The sequence below is a fragment of the Sphingobacterium sp. NPDC055431 genome (genome assembly GCF_053644255.1).
Map to the genome: position 1 here is coordinate 16508 of NZ_JBSHLH010000005.1, position 17326 is coordinate 33833.

The following is a 17326-nucleotide window of genomic DNA, read 5'->3' on the forward strand; positions in this document are numbered from 1 at the left end:
TGAAAAATAAAAAAGAAGCCCTCGCACAACTTGTACGAGGGCTTTATTATTAGACTAAAACTTCTATTTATCGACTCTCAGGAATTTTCCATCGAGATCAAATACTAGATCAGTATCATTTTTCAGCTCTACAGCCATCACATCGATATCCTTATCGATTGATTGAATGGTCTGACCGGCATAATTGGCATTGATATATTCCTGAACCGAAGAAGGTAATACCGCCATCGGTACAACTACATCCCCTTTGGTACTGATTTCTCTCCATTCGCCATCTTTATCAAAATCAATTTCCGTATTATCAGAAAGGTCCACATCGAAAACAGTCCCATCCGTCACTGGGCTTTGTTTATTTTCAACATGTTGGATTGTTGCATTCGGGAAATGGTCTTCTATAAACTTTTTTGCAGCATGCGGCAAAACATCCGCTGGATTATTTGCCGGAATGGGACCTTGGGTGGAACCATCCGAAACCGCACTGTCCGCATTGTTATTGTTCTGTTTATTCTGGTTATTGCAGGCCAACATTAATAAGGCCGATCCTAATATCAATAGTTTTTTCATGTTTACTCCTTTTAAACATAAACAGCTACAACTAATATTTGTTTGTAAGGAAAATTCATTAACCTTCTTTTAGGTTAACTTTAGCTAATAAATGACATTCGTCATTAATGTTTATAATTATAGAAAACTTAATGAAATTTGAGTTGTATTAGGTTATAACATATAATCTAGATATCATGCTACATAACTCATAAATCATGGAAAACTTTCTTAAAACCATTAGAACAGCCGTAAAACAATGGTATCTGCCGTTGATCGTGGGTATCCTACTTGTTATTTTAGGTTTTTACGTACTAGCCACCCCTTTGACTTCTTATCTGGCCCTATCGTTCGTTTTTAGTATTTCATTTTTATTTTCTGGGGTGATGGAAATCATATTCGCCTTAAACAACAAGAATGAAATCGAAGGCTGGGGTTGGTATTTAGCAGGTGGGATCCTGAACACCTTATTCGGGTTGTTATTGTTGAGCAATCCTGCCATATCATTGGCAACATTACCCTTTGTAATCGGGTTCTTTGTGATGTTTAAATCGGTTCAATACCTTTCATTTGCTTTGGACCTAAAACAATATGGGATCAAGAATTGGGGATGGATCTTATTTTTTTCCGTACTAGGTATGATTTTCAGCTTTATCCTGTTGTGGAATCCTGTATTTGCAGGACTGACCATCGTCATCTGGACAGGTATGGCTATAATCTCTGCCGGATTGGCTTCCTGTATCCTATCCTTTCAATTGAAAAAACTGAAAAACATTTCGGAAAGGACACCAGAGGATTGGAAAAGAAGATATGAAGAACTGAAAGAAGAATACCATCGATATAAATCGAATAACTAAATTACAATTAGCAAAAGTAAAGGCTGGTCTATATTAGATATTGGCCAGCCTTTCGGTTTTTATGAATGTTGTTCTTTTTGTTCTTCTACTTCTATCTTTGGCGGAATCAATTTATAGATTACCGGAGTTACTATCCTTGACAATAAGGTCGAACTGATCAATCCACCGATCATCACCGTTGCCAATGGCGAAATCAGGGGATTGGACGACCAAGCGATCGGCAATAATCCACCAATGGCAGTTAATGTTGTCAAGATGATCGGCAGGAACCGAATCTCGCCTGCTTTTTCAATGGCTTCATTCAACGCCATCCCTTCCCTTCTCAACTGGTTGGTGAAGTCCACCAAAAGGATGGTATTCTTGACTTCAATACCTGCAAGGGCAACAATACCAATGGTGGCCACAAAGGACAGAGTATTTCCAGTTGCGAGCAAGGCCAGCACAGCTCCAACAACACCTAAAGGAATTACAGACAATACTATCAATGTACTCTTGAAGGTTTTGAATTCCAAGATCAGCACCGCGATAAACATAAAAATGGTAATCAGAATAATGGTTCCAAAACCTCCAAATGCCATCTCACGGCTTTCCACCTCGCCGCCCATCTCATAGAAATAACCGGTAGGGAAAGGGAATTTTTCCATCTGCTCGATTACCGAATTGATAACCTCATCGTTTCCATATCCCTTTTTCACAAAGGAATTGACCGCAACGGTCCTGATCTTATTCTGGTGATAGATATTGGAAGGCGACTCTTCAAACTCGAGTGTAGCCAATTGGGTCAATGGAATGGAAGTACCTGCAACATTGTCGATAAAGATACCTTCTAAGGTTTCTATGGTTGCTTCGCCATCTCGCGGGACACTGACCATGATATCATAGTCATTATCATCGGAATTCGGGTCAGAATAGGTACCTACGCTATATCCAGACAAGGCTACTCGGATAGTTTGGTCAATAGATGAGGTCGGCACACCAAGGGCCATGGCTTTCTCGCGATTGATGTTGACCTTAATGTCCGTTTTATTGTTTTTTATAGGGTTATTGACATACTCCGAACCTTCTGTATTTTTCAACAGCTCCTCTACTTTATAGGATAAGGCCTGAAGGGTATCGAGGTTCTCGCCAAATACCCTGACTTCTACTGGTGAAATGATCGGAACGCCCTGTTCGAAATCTCGCACTTCTACTTTTGCACCAAGATAGGGCGTCCATTTGGCTCTCAATTCTTCAATTAAGGCGACCTTTTCCTTTGAATTCACGTCACCGTGAAGCTGTACAAAGATATCCGCATAAGAAACGTCTTCCCGAGCCTGTTGCATATTATAATAGACCCTGGGGTTTCCTTTTCCGATGTTTGAGGTATAATACTTTACTTCAGGAATCTGTTTTAGATCATGCTCAATGGCTTTTGTGATGCTATCGGTTGTCTGTATATTCGATTGCAAGGCGGTCTTGATGTGGACCATGAACTGCGGTTTCTCCGAAGCTGGGAATAAACTGAAACCTACGATAGGTATCAGGGCCAATGAGCCCAAGAAAATAGCCAAGGCAATAATGGCGGTGCGACCAGGATGCTTTAAGGCTTTGTCCAAGAAAACGCCATATGATTTATGGATAATTTTCTGCATGCCTCGAAGGATGGCATTTCCACCTTCTTCTTCATGCGGCTTCAGGATCTTACTGGAAAGAAAAGGAACAACCAATATGGCAATAAACATGGATCCAATCACGGAAGAAATAACCGCAATAGGCATACTGCGGATGAATTCACCCGCCATCTCAGGCATAAATACCAGCGGCATAAAGGCAATCACCAAGGTGACCGTACAGCCCAATACCGCTAATGCTATCTGTTCTGTTCCTTTTATAGCGGCTTCCATCTTGCTATATCCTTCACGCATCCAGCGTTCGATATTTTCCACAACAACGATACTATCATCAACCACTAAGCCCAATGCCACCACAAAGCCAACTATACTTAACTGATTCAATGAATAACCAAAGGAATTCATTGCGATAAGTCCAATTCCAAGGGATAAGGGGATGGCGATCATAACCACCAGGGATGCCCGGGTTCCCAAAGGCAATAAGGTAAAGAGTACCAAGAAAATAGCTATTCCAAAATCAATGGCCAACCCTCCAAGGCGATTGTTTACATTTTCTGCCTGATCAAAATTGAGCACCAAGTCTATATTGTCTGGCAATCCTGCCTTAAATTCTTCCAAGATCTTTTTATACTCTTCTTGCGTATCGGAAATATTCATCCCTTCCTTCTGGGCAGCATTGATAAGGATGCATTTATAACCATTCAAACGGGTCATATGGTTACTTATACCAAATGTAGGATAGACATCCGCCACATCCTTCAATAAAATATTTCGCCCTTGGGCACTCGAAATGATGGTATGCTGTATATCGCTGATGCTCTGATAATTTCCTGAACTCTTGACGCTAAAAGACTGGCTCCCGGCATTGATACTTCCAGCAGGGATGTTTTGATTTTCACTTTGGACCGCTTGGATAATCCTGCTCATCGGGATATTTAATTCTGCAAGCTTGGCCTGGTTCAGGTCGATACGGACCTGTTGGTCAGGAAGACCTGAAATTTCAACTGATTTTAAAGCTTTCACTTTTTCAAGCTCCTCCTTCAGTTTGTCGCTATATTTCTTCATGCTGCTTGCTGAAGCATTCTCAGAGATCAGAGCCGCTTGGATAACACTGACATTGGTTGGGTCGATCTTGAGGACCTCCATGCTGTATATATTATCGGGTAGCTCCGAGTTGGCAGCATTCAATTCACGTACTAATTCTTGGTATTTATCATCGTAATCTTCTCCATAATCGAATTCCACCAAGAAAAATGCTACGCTGTTATTGATGGTGGTTTTAATGGTTTTGATATGGTCCAAGGCATAGAACCTGGCTTCCAATGGTTTCACCACCAATTGTTCCATATCCTTTGGGCTGGTTCCAGGATGCACCACCAAAACTGGGAAAGTGACCCCCTTCATATCAGGATCTTCTGCCCTTGGCATGGTCAACATGGATGTAATAGCAACCACCAGAATCATCAATACCATGATCATGGTAAATTGGTAGTTCTTAATTGGGTATTTAATTAAGCTCATGATTTCGGGTGTTAGGTATTATTTTTTAACAACAATTGCTGATCCATCGACCAAATACGGGCTTCCGGAAACAATGATGGATTGCGCTTGCTCAAGACCAGCTGCAACTAGTACATCATCATTTTCAATTTTGGCGACCTTGATCTTTTGCTTTTTGGCCGTTTTGCCATCTTCTGTGATGAAAACATAGCCTTCACGCCCATTTCCGTCCAGCAAGGCGGAGAATGGGATGCGCCATTGGTTGCCTGCTTTCATTCCAGAATTCATGATAATGGATTTTCCAAAAATCCCTGTAGCCAGTTTATAGCTAGGTTTTTCCTTTAGTTCCAAAAAGATGGTAAATGTACCGGTCTGCGGATCCAATCCTTCTGATTTCTTAGAAACCACTGCATCCAAAGTATCGGTAGGCATAGCATCTGTGCTGATCTTGGCCGGGTCACCAACCTTGATCTGGCTCCATTGCTGGTCTCCAACACCAACCTTCAGCTTCCAATTGGCATTGCTTGCACCATTGACTTGCAGGATCGGTGTTCCAGGACCGACAACTTGACCTTCATTGGCCATTTTCGCGAGCACAAATCCAGAAACCGGAGAATATATATTGGAATATTGTTGATTGAAACTTACAGACTTCAGATCTTGCTGGGCAACATCAAGCGCTGTTTTTGCATTCTGCATTTGCTCCAGCGTGGCTACACTGTCCCGGTACAGCTTACTTGCACGCTCGAAATCCCTTCTGGCCTTTTCTACAGCAAGTTTAGCTTGTCCAGCTTTTGCATCTACCTCAGAACTCAGTACAGAAGCTAAAAGCTGCCCCCTGCGGACCGCATCGCCTTCTTTGACCGTGATCTTAGAAATTACACCGCCATTCTTAAAGCTTAATACAGTTTCATCATCTGTGGTAAAGACGCCTGTTGCCTCTATTCCAGAATCTCCTGCTCCAATATTGATAGGCATCAATTTAACGGGAATGGTATCCTGTACGGATAATTCAGATTTTCGTTCGGCTTGTTTACAGCTAGAAATGGAGATTGCTATTCCCGCAAACAATAGGGTTGTATATGCTAATTTCATGGGTCTTATTTTAGTTGATATGATGCGTTTTCTCGTTCTAATTTTGCTATGGCAGACAATAATTTGAAGGCTGCAATATTATTAGCCATTTGCGAATTGGTGTACTGTGACCTGGCGTCGATGGTTTCGATATAGGTGTTGACACCTTCATTGAAGCCTCTTAATATCAACCGCTGATAGGTTGAAGCTGCTTCCATCTGGATTTTTGAACTTTCGTAGTTCTTTTGCATAGCTATCAATTCATTTTTAGCTACCTCAGCGGAAAGTTCCAATTGCTGTTTGGCTTGATCCATTTTGTTTTGAGCTTCGGCGACAGCAATCTGGTTTTCCTGGATCTTCAGTCGGTTTCTGTTTCCCTGAAATATGGGGAAACTCAATTGAGCACCCACCATGAAATATTGCGATTGACGGCTTACGCGCAAACCCTCAGCCTGTGATCCTAAATCCAAAAAGGCACTGAGCTTTGGAACAAAGGCTTGCTTGCTCATCTCTACCAAAGACTCTTGGATGGAAATATTGCCTTCAAGCGACTTCAATTCTTCACGGCCATCGATATTTACCGATAGTTCGGTTGCATGGAGTTCATTGGTCCTGCTTTGTGCAGGATCAAAATAGATTTCTGCATTCGCATCTCGGTTCAATAGTGAATTGAAATAATACTTGGCATTCTTGATCTGCTGTTCTGCTTCTGCGATTTTTGATTCCTGTTGCGCGATTTCGGCATCTGACCTGATCACGTATGCTGGCAGTCCTTTTCCTGCTTCCAGTAATTTTTCGTTCACCCGCCTGCCCTCTTTGGCTAAAGTCAAAGCGTTCAAATAAATCTCTTTGGCTTGGACCGCACTTAAATAATTGAAATAGGCTATTTTAATATCCTTAACTAATTCCCTTTTGTAGGTTTCTGTTTCGGTCTTGCTCAGCTCGACCATTTTTTCACGGACGACCTTATTGTGTTTGATATCAGTATTGATGATTGGCACGGATGTCCTCACCTTGGCATCGTAATAGTTCTTTGGAAGGAAGGTTATCTGTTCATTCTCAATCTGGGGGAAATTGCTGCTTTGAGTCAATTGATTCAACGTAGTGTAGACTGGATTCAACATATCGCCAATTGGAAGGTCGATGGATCGGCCGCCATCTGCATGAGAATAGGTCAAGTCGAAAGTGATGTTAGGAAGGTACATGCTCCTTGCCACCTCTAGTCCATTCATTGCCTTTTTCATGGATAGGTCTTTCTGGATCAACACCAAATTGCTATCCAGGCCCTGTTGTACATACTGTTCTAATTGATGGTCTTGCGCGTAACTGATTCCACTTATTCCGGTAAAAAGGATTATCAGCTTAGTTAGTGATTTGTATAAGCTCATTATTAACAGTGTTAACTATATATTCAAAAAAAACTATTTTGTTGCTTGGATCAATCCAACCAGGATGAGGTAGGAAGAATAAACATGGTCTTCCAGATCACCTGTTTTTCCAAACAACTCATGTAAACAATCTAAATGCTTTGTGATATGTAATGAAACCAATCCATGCACAGAACTCCAAGCTTGAATGGTCACAAATACAGGATCCATACCTTTGAAATAACCCACCTGTTGACAATCAACAATGGTCTTCTTTAATAATTCGATCACCAATTCACCCTCAACCCAAGAACTATCCTCTATCTGCGAATTCAAGAAAGACAATGGCTCCTTCATCATAAACATAACCTGGTAGTATTCAGGGTGTGTAAAAGCAAAATGAATGTATATCCGTCCGACTGCTTTTAAACGTTCAAAGGGATCTTCCACTGTCATCAATGGAAGGAACTGATCCTTCAGCATCCCGAACCCTACTTGATGTAAGGCATAAACGATATCATTCTTATCCTTATAGTATAGATAGATCGTTGTAGGACTGAATCCAATTTCCTTTGCGATCTTTCTTATTGAAGTCGCCTCATACCCTTCCTGGACAAACAGCTTTTTTGCTGCTTCTAAAATCACGGTACGTAGGTCTTCTTTTTGTTTTATTTTCTTTTCCACTTGATATTGTTTTCAAAAACAAAACTACTTAACAGTGTTAAGTAGTTTTGTTTAATTTTTCTAAAAAGACATTTGTATGACAATCCAATAAAAAAGGAGCTGTCCAAACGGACAGCTCCTCATTCAACTAACCACAATTAAACTTACTTCACTTCAATTAGTCTCTTTGCTACGATTGCTTCTTCTTTTTTACCGATCTTAATATTCAATACTCCATTTTCATAGGCAGCATCGATATTAGAATAATCAACTACTTCAGGTAGTGTGAAAGATCTGGAGAACGAAGTGTAGCTAAATTCTTTTTTGCTATATACTTTACCCTCTTCTACTTTTTCTTCTTGTTTTTCAACAGAGATATTGATTACATTCTTATCCACATTGATCTTGAAATCTGATTTCTGCAAACCTGGTGCAGCAACTTCAATATGGAAAGCTTCTGCGGATTCCGTAATGTTGACTGCAGGTACGCGTGTTACCAAGCGGTCTGTTAAAAATGAATCATTGAATAAATTGTCAAATACATTGTTTACAAATGGATTCACTGCATCTGTGTTGTAAGATTTTCCTGGTAATTTTATTAATGCCATGTTTAATTCCTCCTTATTTTTTAGTTCTTTAATTTCTGTTTTATAACATCCTATAATCAACTAACGTACCAAGGGCATACAAACTTATTTACAAGACAATTTGTCCTGTATCAAGCAAAAAACACAGCCAAAATGACCGGTTAAGAAAAATACAACATGATTTTTAGACAGTTAATCCTTTGTGTAATAAAGAGATACTACAGAATTAGCAACATCACCTCCAAATGGAGGATTAATCTTTCGAATGGATATCTCGATCTGTTGGATATGCGAATATTCTTCAACAATTCTGTTTAGGATATCTTCTGCTGCAGACTCCAGTAACTTTCTGCGAGGGCTCATCACCTCTACCAAGATAGCATAAAGCTCTTCGTAATTTACTGTATTTTCAATTTCTTCAGCGTCTGGATTTTTGAAGGGGAAACTTACTGAAACACTAACCATAAACTCATTCCCTAAAACCTGCTCTTCTTCATAGTAACCAATCGGTGAATAAAAACGAACATCTTCTAGTGCAATTTTTTGGGTAATCTGGGCCATTATGAATAAAGTTTTTGATTTTGCTTATTAAAAATAATGTTTTTTCTTATATTAACCATAACAAAATACTTAAACCGATGTTAAAACATTCTTTATTAATAGCATTGCTTGCTGGAGTATCCTATGCAAGCGCACAAACAAAGTTTAAACCTGAAGACACTGAATTTTATGAACCAGTTCCTCGCGTCGTTAATACCAAAGCTAATGCAGCCCCTTCGGATGCCATTGTCTTGTTCGATGGAAAGAATCTATCGGAATGGGTAAGCGACAAAGATGAAAGTGCTCCGCAATGGACCATCAAAGATGGCGTACTAACGGTTAAGCCAGGTACTGGTGGTATCCATACCAAAAAGACCTTTGAAGATTTCCAATTACATATCGAGTGGAAAAGCCCTGAAACCATCAAAGGTGAAGGTCAAGGACGTGGAAACTCCGGCATATTCCTACAAGGAAAATATGAACTTCAGGTATTGGATAACGACAACAACAAAACGTACACCAACGGACAAGCGGGAAGTATATACAAACAAAGCCCTCCTCTTGCAGAAGTGAGAAAACCTGAAAGTGGGTGGCATACCTATGATGTGATCTATTCAGCTCCTAAATTCAACAAGGACGGTCATTTGATCAAAAGAGGAATGGTTACTGTGCTACATAATGGCGTAGTTGTTCAGAACAACACCGAAATCCAAGGTACAACAGAATACATTGGATTACCTAAAATGCAGGTCCATGGCGCGGGTCCGATAGCATTACAAGATCATGGTGATCTAGTTTCTTTCCGAAACATTTGGATCAGGGAACTATAAGAAATTAAGAATATTAAATAGCAAAGGGGCAATCAAAAAATTGCCCCTTTGCTATTTAAAAGGTGATAGCCTACTTCAGAAGCTTCACTTCATATAAGTCTTTTCTTCTATCCTTCAAGATCTTGACAGTTCCATACTCATGCAGATCACGCAGAGCGTAAAGATCAACGTCAGCGATCAGGACCATTTCGGTATTTGGCGTGGCTTCTGCCTTGATTGCATTGTTTGGAAAGGCAAAATCTGATGGAGTGAATACCGCAGATTGTGAATACTGAATATCCATGTTGTTTACACGAGGCAAGTTACCTACCGACCCTGCGATCGCTACATAACATTCATTTTCGATAGCCCTAGCTTGTGCACATGCACGGACACGGATATAACCATTCTGTGTATCAGTCATAAAAGGCACAAACAAGATCTGCATTCCTTGATCCGCCAAGATCCTGCTCAATTCCGGGAATTCAACATCATAACAGATCAAAAGCCCCACTTTACCGCAATCGGTATCAAACACCTTCACTTCCGAACCGCCCACTAAGCCATAATACTTCATTTCATTCGGTGTAATATGTATTTTCTTATAATGGTCCAAACTACCGTTACGATGACACAGGTAACTGATGTTATACAACTTACCACGCTCCATGATTGGCATAGATCCGGAAATAATATTCACGTTATAAGAAACGGCAAACTGCTGGATTCGCTCAACGATCTCCTTGGTATGTTCCGCTAACTTCTCCATGGCCAGACGCTCTGGAAGCTCATTATAAGGGCTCATCAATGGTGTATTGAAAAACTCAGGGAACATGATGAAGTCGGTATTGTAGTCACTCACCGTATCCACGAAGAATTCAATCTGATCATAAAATTCCTGAATATCCTTAAACTGGCGCATCTGCCATTGCACCAAGCCCAAACGGATGGTTTGCTTGGTTGCCGAGTTCGAAGGAGCGTCCGGTTCATAATAAATATTGTTCCACTCCAATAAGGTCGCTACCTCCATCGATTCCGCATCTTCAGGAAGGTAATTCTTTAAGATCTTCTTAACGTGGAAATCATTGGAAAGCTGGAAGGTCAGAGTAGGATCATAGATCTCTTTTCTTTTCACCTTTTCAATGTAGGTCCTTGGGGTCATACTGTCCGAATAGTTATGGTAATTCGGAATACGTCCACCGGCGATGATCCTTTGTAGGTTCCTCTGCTCACATAACTCTTTTCGCTGATCATACAACCTTCTTCCTAATCGCAAGGAGCGGAAATCCGGATGCACAAATACCTCGATACCGTATAGGGTATCCCCATCTGTATCGTGTTTATCAAACTTACCATCATCAATGATGCTGTAATATTTATCGTAAATATTGGTCTTGCGTGAATTCAGGATAATGGATAATGCACATGCCACAACTTTCCCATCCACCTCAACAGCGATCTGTCCTTCAGGAAAAATATCGATAAGGTCAACAATATTCTCTTTGGTCCATGGATCCCCTACCAAACCATGGTAAGCTTCTTCCATAGAATTCTTTAAATCCTTATAATCTTTTTTACTAAGGTTTCTAACTTTAATATCCATTTTAATATGATTGAATTGCCAGAAGCGGCAAAGTTATCCATAAAACAAAACCCATTCCAAATTTTAACTGAAAATCACTATCCATTCGTAATGAACATCTTAGCTATTTAAGAGCAATCTCCATTTCCGCGAAACCGTGTAGGATTAAAAACAGGTTTTTATTTCAGTAAAATACATTAAAAAACAAAACATTCAGCAATATTTTCAAGAAACTGATTTTAACAGGCCGGAATCATTTCATGATTTTATACCTTCTCAGGAAACATCAAACAAAAATAGCTGCCAATGGCAGCTATTTTAAAGCTTTATGAAATAAATTTAAGCTTCGCCTTTTGGAGTTCCGAAGTTAAGGGGATATGGCATATCCTTTGGCTGGATTGTTCCATTCTGCCCTTCAAAACGGCTGATGTTCTCCTGCAAAGCTTTCATTAATTGTTTTGCATGTTCAGGTGTCAAAATAACCCTAGACTTAACTTTAGCCTTAGGCACACCAGGCATAATCCTAACAAAATCCACCACAAACTCTGTATTAGAATGGGTGATAATTGCAAGATTTGAATACACTCCTTCTGCAATCTCTTCGGTTAGTTCTATGCTTAATTCTTGTCCTTCCGGATTTGGATTAGGGTTTTCCATGTCTGTTCTCTTCTCTAATTTATTTTATTTACTAAATGTTCTGAAATCCTGATCTTTTTGGATGGTGAGGACCATTTCGTAGATCAATCGGATCACATTATCCACATCTTCTCTGTGAACCATTTCAACAGTTGTGTGCATATAACGCAAAGGTAAGGAAATCAACGCAGATGGAACACCTCCATTTGAATATGCAAATGCATCGGTATCGGTTCCCGTAAATCGTGATGACGCCTGTCTTTGAATTGGAATATTATTCTTTTGGGCCACCTCGATCAACTGTCTGTTCAAGTTAATCTGAACTGCAGGGGCATAAGAAACCACAGGTCCTTTCCCACAGGCCAGATCGCCTTGGGTGATCTTATTGATCATCGGTGTATTGGTATCATGGGTAACATCCGTGACGATCGCCACATTTGGCTTGATATAATTGGCAATCATTTCTGCTCCGCGAAGACCAATCTCTTCCTGAACCGAATTGACTACATATAATCCAAAAGGAAGTTTTTTCTTGTTTTCCTTCAACAATCTGGCAACCTCGGCAATCATAAACCCACCAGCTCTGTTATCCAGTGCCCTACCTACATAATAGCGGTTGTTCAAGATCATGAACTCATCCTCATAGGTGATCACACAGCCAACGTGGATGCCCAGTTCTTCGACCTCCTCTTTGGAAGTACAGCCACAGTCCAAGAAAATATTCTTCAGGTTCGGGCTCTCTTCTTTTTCACCAGAACGGGTATGGATGGCTGGCCAGCCAAAAACCGCTTTCACAATACCCTTGTCCGTATGGATATTGACACGTTTTGACGGAGCGATCTGATGGTCAGAACCGCCATTACGGATGACATAGATCAAACCGTCTTTAGAGATATAGTTCACAAACCAAGAGATCTCATCCGCATGAGCCTCAATTACCACCTTGTATTCTGCTTTCGGATTTATGATCCCAACCGCAGTTCCGTAGTTATCAATATAGGTCTCATCGACATAGGGCTTGATATAGTCCAACCACATTCGCTGTCCTCCCCATTCAAAACCTGTTGGAGAAGGATTATTGATATATTTTTCAAAAAAAGACAAGGAAGCATCCGTCACTACCGATGCTCTTTCTTCTACTTTTGCTGATTTTTTCGCCATAGTGAAGTATTAATTCTCGCAAAATAAGTATTTCCTTAATTTTCGCAAAAATAAAATCCGAAAGCTTATCTTTACCGGACACATTATTGCAATATGTTAGATATTTTAAGTTTTATTACCTGGGGACCTGAACCAGAAATCTTTAAAATTGGATCATTTGGCGTACGCTGGTATTCGCTATGTTGGTTGTTAGCCTTTGTAGTATCTTACTTCTTGATGCTCAAGATCTTTAAGAGAGAAGGAAAATCGCAAGAGTTATTGGATAAATTAACCATTTATATCTTTGTTGGAACTTTAGTTGGTGCTCGACTTGGTCACTGTTTCTTCTACGACTGGGCATACTACAAAGAACATTTCCTGGAAATATTCATCCCCTTTCAGAAAATCAATGGAAGTTGGGAATTAACTGGTTTTACCGGATTGGCGAGCCATGGTGGCGCCATTGGTATATTGATAGCCTTATGGTTGTTTTCAAGAAATACAAAAACTAATTTCATGTGGATTACAGACCGTTTGGTCCTTGTAGTGCCTATTGCAGGAGCTTTTATTCGTCTAGGGAACTTCTTCAATTCAGAAATGATCGGGAATCCTACAGACCTTCCATGGGCGGTCGCATTTACCCACATTGACCAGATCCCTCGTCACCCTGCACAAATGTATGAAGCCATTGCATACGTCATTATCTTTTTTATCCTTTGGGCGATGTACCAGAAAAACAAAGACCCAAAACCAGGGAAATTATTTGGAATATTCTTGATCCTTCTTTTTGGAGCACGTTTCGTAATTGAATATGTAAAAATCGATCAAGTAGCTTTTGAAGCTGGAATGTTATTGAACATGGGACAGATCTTAAGTATTCCATTCATCTTACTGGGAATCTTTCTGTTGGTCAGAAAGCCTAAAGAAACTAAAAAAGCTTAACAACATATAGCCCTGTATTAGAACAGGGCTTTTTTTATCCTTATTGAATGTCATCTGCTCTAAAAAACAACAGAAAAGTCACGCTGCTAATTTTAGGTTTACTATCTGCAATCGGACCTTTCTCCATTGATCTTTATTTACCTGCTTTTGATGTCATAGCTGAAGACTTCAATACTTCCGTGGATAAAGTTCAACTGACGCTTACCAGTTATTTTATCGGCATTGCCTTCGGTCAGATGATCTACGGACCGTTATTGGACAAATATGGCCGCAAAAAGCCGCTATTGGTCGGGTTAGCTATATATTTCTTTGCTTCCCTTCTGTGTATCTTGACCAAGGACATCAATCATCTCATTATCCTTCGATTCCTACAGGCTTTGGGAAGCTGTGGTGGCATGGTTGGCGCAAGAGCTATGGTAACCGATTATTACAGCAATCGTGAGGCGGCCAAGGTCTTCAGTTTATTGATGTTGGTCATTGGGGTCTCGCCTATCCTTGCCCCGAGCATCGGCGCCTTTATGCTGGCCCATTTTGATTGGCACTATATCTTTTTATTCTTGGCTGTGCTATCCTTATTTATTTTGGTTGCTACGGCTTTCTTGTTGCCTGAAAGCTTTGCTGGAAACCGAAGTTTGTCCTTAGCGCCAAAATCTATCTTGGGGAACTTCTGGCAGGTCCTTTCCAATAAGGTCTTTATTTCCTATTGTCTGATCGGCTCTATTGCTTCGGCCGGAACTTATGCCTATTTAGCGGGTTCCTCCTTTGTGATGCAGCAATTCTTTGGGCTAACAAAAGCAGAATACGGAATAGCCTTTGCCTTTATAGCATCTGCGATGGTCATTGCAACCCAATTGAACCGTTACTTTCTAAAAAAACATAGCAGCGAATACATCAGCCGGATGGCGAATACTTGGCAGGCCTTCATAGGAATACTGATGATTATAGCATTAATGACCAATAGCCTGAGTTTTCCGGTATTATTGATCCTAATTTTTTGCTTCCTTTTCGGTCATGGTTTTATTTTCCCGAATACCTCAGCCGTAGCTTTGACACCTTTCAAAAGCCTAGCCGGCAGTGCATCTGCCCTATTAGGCTGTATCCAGATGGCCATTGGAGCCTTTGCTTCAGCCTTGGTCAGCTTCTTCCATAATGGAACGGCATGGCCGATGCTAATGGTGATGTGCTCTGGAGGAATTTTGTCCCTGATACTACACCTTATCGTCAAAAAAAGGGTTCCAACAACAGAATCTTAATCAAAAAAATAACATAAAACAAATAGCGGGGAACTTATGGTTCCCCGCTATTTGTTTTATGTTCATGAACTTATCCGTTCAAAAAGCTTTCTAATCCCAATCGATAACTATCCAATCCGAAGCCTAATATTACACCTTTGCAATTTTTGGACAGGTAAGAATGATGTCTGAATTCCTCACGTTGGTGAACATTGGAGATATGAACCTCCACAACAGGCGTATTGATCGCAGCGATTGCATCTGCTATGGCTACTGAAGTATGGGTATAAGCACCGGCATTCAATATTACCCCATCAAATGAAAAGCCAACTTCATGGAGTTTATCGATAATTGCTCCCTCAGAATTACTCTGAAAATAATGCAGGTCCAAAACCGCATATTTATCTTTCAGTTGTTCAAAATAGGTTTCAAAGGATTGGTCTCCATAGATCCCCTTCTCTCGAACACCAAGTAGATTCAAATTAGGCCCATTTAGGATTAATATCTTCTTCATTATTTGCGTTTATTCGATAAAGATACTATAATCCTAAAGATCTCCATAAAGATTACGGAAACTTGAACGTAATCCCACGGTAATTACACCAGATTTCTGGGTCGGAGCTTTTTCGATCTTGTTATAACGCTGCGTATAGCCCACTTCAAACCTCAAATTATATTTCGGGTTCAAGACATAGGCAGCTTTTAAATCCGCGTAGTAAAGATCGTTTTGAACACCTTGGCCGATTTTGTTTCCATAGGTATTAGGTGCAGTATTGTACGATTGGAAGATATCTCCACCATAGTTGATAAACTGTCCCAATTGTCCCATCGGATCGGTCCCATAACGACTGTACATCCCTTGAACAGAAAAATCAAAACGATTCCAAGAATAGTTTGCAATACCGATCAACTCCCTAAAGTTCGCTCCTCTAGGATGCGCCAAAGGTTCCCCACGGTTACTATAGTTAGAGATCGAAACAAAGTGCTGATAGGTATATGGACGAACCGCATTATATTCTGCCAAAATATTTAAGTTTCTTACACCAAAAATATTAAAGGCTTTTGCTCCCAATTGCATACCCCATTTATTGTGTTTATATCCGTTGTTTGAGAAGAATTCCTTCGCAGTAAATTCACCTAAGAGAAACTGACCGTAAGCAGTCAAGTTATCAAGGATCTTATACTTGGCATTCAAACCCAAGAACATCTTATCTGGGGAAGAAATATTATTATTTTCCACCGGTCTCAGGAACAATACAGGATTTAGGTAATTGAAATCGAACCCTCTATGTCCAGCTTGATTACGGTTGGCCCAAATAACGGATTGGAAGAATCCTAAGGACAATCTATTGGTCACATTCCAATCTAAATACTGGAATGCACCCCATTTGATACCATCACCAAAACGACCACCTGAATTCAGGGAGTCAATCCTTGGATTATTTGGATCGGTCATATATGCCCAAATGGAAGTATATTGCACATTACCAACCTTACCGGTCAATTTCAAATGCGCCATATTTGCTGAAAAATCTGACAATAGAACAGATCTATACCCATCACCTATAAAATTCTTATCATAGGCCAAGGTCGCTTGGAAATAGTCACTGAAATCGTAAGTTAGGTTCGCTGTAGCATACATCCAGTCCTTGGTCTTGTTGAATGGTCTCTTGGCCATTGCCTGTCCAGGAACAACCTTCGATTGCATGATATACTCATCGATATATCTTGGGAATACACCTTGATTCTCGAAGAAGTTACCATAGAAAGTAAATTTATCTTTGATGGTAACACCCGCTTGAACCCCACGGGTATTTAGCCAAGTGGTCCTTTTATCAGGATCAATCATTTCTGTACCGATGACAAAGTCTGGTAAAACATCCAAATAAAAGGAATGGTCTTCTTTTTCAACCTGAACAAGGTGTTCATTGAAGATCTTGCGCATAAACCAGTTATCTGAATCCACCGGATTCAATGATTGAATGGAATCCATCTTCTCTAACAATCGCCCTTTAAACAAATAGGGTTTTGAAGAAGTATGATAACGCGTATTCGGAGAATACAACTCCTCATCATACTTTTGATAATGCTGGTAAGAGTAAGGCTGATTTTTGACTTGCGCATGCAATTGGCCAAAGGCACTTAGGCTGAGCAGTCCGGCTATTGCATAAGATAAAGTATGTTTCATAAATTATTAGTCGAGATGTTTGGGCTATACTATCAAATTTTATTCCTAAAAACTCC

General features: G+C 40.2%; 16 protein-coding genes. 4 read left to right on the forward strand and 12 right to left on the reverse strand.

Annotated features, from left to right (window positions below; genetic code table 11):
• Positions 1-63: 63 nt before the first annotated feature.
• Complete coding sequence (locus ACWIB3_RS06745; RefSeq protein ID WP_185214180.1) at positions 64-564, reverse strand: PepSY-like domain-containing protein; 501 nt, start codon at positions 562-564, stop codon at positions 64-66.
• 197 nt (positions 565-761) lie between these two features.
• Between ACWIB3_RS06745 and ACWIB3_RS06750 the strand changes: the two genes are divergently transcribed.
• Positions 762-1400, forward strand: a complete 639-nt coding sequence (locus ACWIB3_RS06750) for an HdeD family acid-resistance protein (RefSeq protein ID WP_185214179.1) — start codon at positions 762-764, stop codon at positions 1398-1400.
• Between the two features lie 59 nt (positions 1401-1459).
• Here the strand turns inward: ACWIB3_RS06750 and ACWIB3_RS06755 are convergent, their stop codons facing one another.
• From ACWIB3_RS06755 to folB, 6 genes are all read right to left on the reverse strand, one after another.
• A complete protein-coding gene (locus tag ACWIB3_RS06755) occupies positions 1460-4531 on the reverse strand; it encodes an efflux RND transporter permease subunit (RefSeq protein WP_454291234.1) in 3072 nt (1023 codons plus the stop codon).
• Between the two features lie 18 nt (positions 4532-4549).
• Complete coding sequence (locus ACWIB3_RS06760) at positions 4550-5605, reverse strand: efflux RND transporter periplasmic adaptor subunit (protein ID WP_454291235.1); 1056 nt, start codon at positions 5603-5605, stop codon at positions 4550-4552.
• Positions 5606-5610: 5 nt separating this feature from the next.
• The gene (locus ACWIB3_RS06765; RefSeq protein ID WP_454291236.1) at positions 5611-6972 is read right to left on the reverse strand and encodes a TolC family protein; all 1362 of its coding nucleotides are present in this window, start codon (positions 6970-6972) and stop codon (positions 5611-5613) included.
• 33 nt (positions 6973-7005) lie between these two features.
• On the reverse strand, positions 7006-7635 hold the full coding sequence (locus ACWIB3_RS06770; protein WP_185214175.1) for a TetR/AcrR family transcriptional regulator: 630 nt from the start codon (positions 7633-7635) through the stop codon (positions 7006-7008).
• A 143-nt stretch (positions 7636-7778) separates the two neighbouring features.
• Complete coding sequence (locus ACWIB3_RS06775) at positions 7779-8222, reverse strand: Hsp20/alpha crystallin family protein (RefSeq protein WP_185214174.1); 444 nt, start codon at positions 8220-8222, stop codon at positions 7779-7781.
• Between the two features lie 171 nt (positions 8223-8393).
• The gene (gene folB / locus ACWIB3_RS06780) at positions 8394-8762 is read right to left on the reverse strand and encodes a dihydroneopterin aldolase (protein WP_185214173.1); all 369 of its coding nucleotides are present in this window, start codon (positions 8760-8762) and stop codon (positions 8394-8396) included.
• A gap of 77 nt (positions 8763-8839) precedes the next feature.
• Here folB and ACWIB3_RS06785 point away from each other — a divergent pair, with 77 nt between their 5' ends.
• Positions 8840-9571 (forward strand): 3-keto-disaccharide hydrolase, encoded by a 732-nt coding sequence (locus ACWIB3_RS06785; RefSeq protein WP_185214172.1) that lies wholly within the window; start codon positions 8840-8842, stop codon positions 9569-9571.
• 70 nt (positions 9572-9641) lie between these two features.
• On the opposite strand, the gene ACWIB3_RS06790 is transcribed toward ACWIB3_RS06785, so the two are convergent.
• From ACWIB3_RS06790 to ACWIB3_RS06800, 3 genes are all read right to left on the reverse strand, one after another.
• Complete coding sequence (locus ACWIB3_RS06790; protein WP_185214171.1) at positions 9642-11153, reverse strand: carbon-nitrogen hydrolase family protein; 1512 nt, start codon at positions 11151-11153, stop codon at positions 9642-9644.
• A 318-nt stretch (positions 11154-11471) separates the two neighbouring features.
• Positions 11472-11789 carry a DUF3467 domain-containing protein gene (locus ACWIB3_RS06795; RefSeq protein WP_185214170.1) on the reverse strand — a complete coding sequence of 106 codons (318 nt, stop codon included), beginning with the start codon at positions 11787-11789 and terminating at the stop codon, positions 11472-11474.
• 24 nt (positions 11790-11813) lie between these two features.
• A complete protein-coding gene (locus ACWIB3_RS06800) occupies positions 11814-12929 on the reverse strand; it encodes a M42 family metallopeptidase (RefSeq protein WP_185214169.1) in 1116 nt (371 codons plus the stop codon).
• Between the two features lie 93 nt (positions 12930-13022).
• Here ACWIB3_RS06800 and lgt point away from each other — a divergent pair, with 93 nt between their 5' ends.
• Entirely contained in the window at positions 13023-13850 is an 828-nt protein-coding gene (gene lgt / locus ACWIB3_RS06805) for a prolipoprotein diacylglyceryl transferase (protein WP_185214168.1), read from the forward strand.
• 47 nt (positions 13851-13897) lie between these two features.
• Positions 13898-15103, forward strand: a complete 1206-nt coding sequence (locus tag ACWIB3_RS06810) for a multidrug effflux MFS transporter (RefSeq protein ID WP_185217572.1) — start codon at positions 13898-13900, stop codon at positions 15101-15103.
• Positions 15104-15173: 70 nt separating this feature from the next.
• Here the strand turns inward: ACWIB3_RS06810 and aroQ are convergent, their stop codons facing one another.
• Both aroQ and ACWIB3_RS06820 read right to left on the reverse strand, forming a co-directional pair.
• On the reverse strand, positions 15174-15596 hold the full coding sequence (aroQ, locus tag ACWIB3_RS06815) for a type II 3-dehydroquinate dehydratase (protein WP_185217573.1): 423 nt from the start codon (positions 15594-15596) through the stop codon (positions 15174-15176).
• Positions 15597-15629: 33 nt separating this feature from the next.
• Positions 15630-17270: a gliding motility protein RemB gene (locus ACWIB3_RS06820; RefSeq protein WP_185217574.1), complete on the reverse strand. Its 1641-nt coding sequence runs from the start codon at positions 17268-17270 to the stop codon at positions 15630-15632.
• Positions 17271-17326 lie beyond the last annotated feature (56 nt).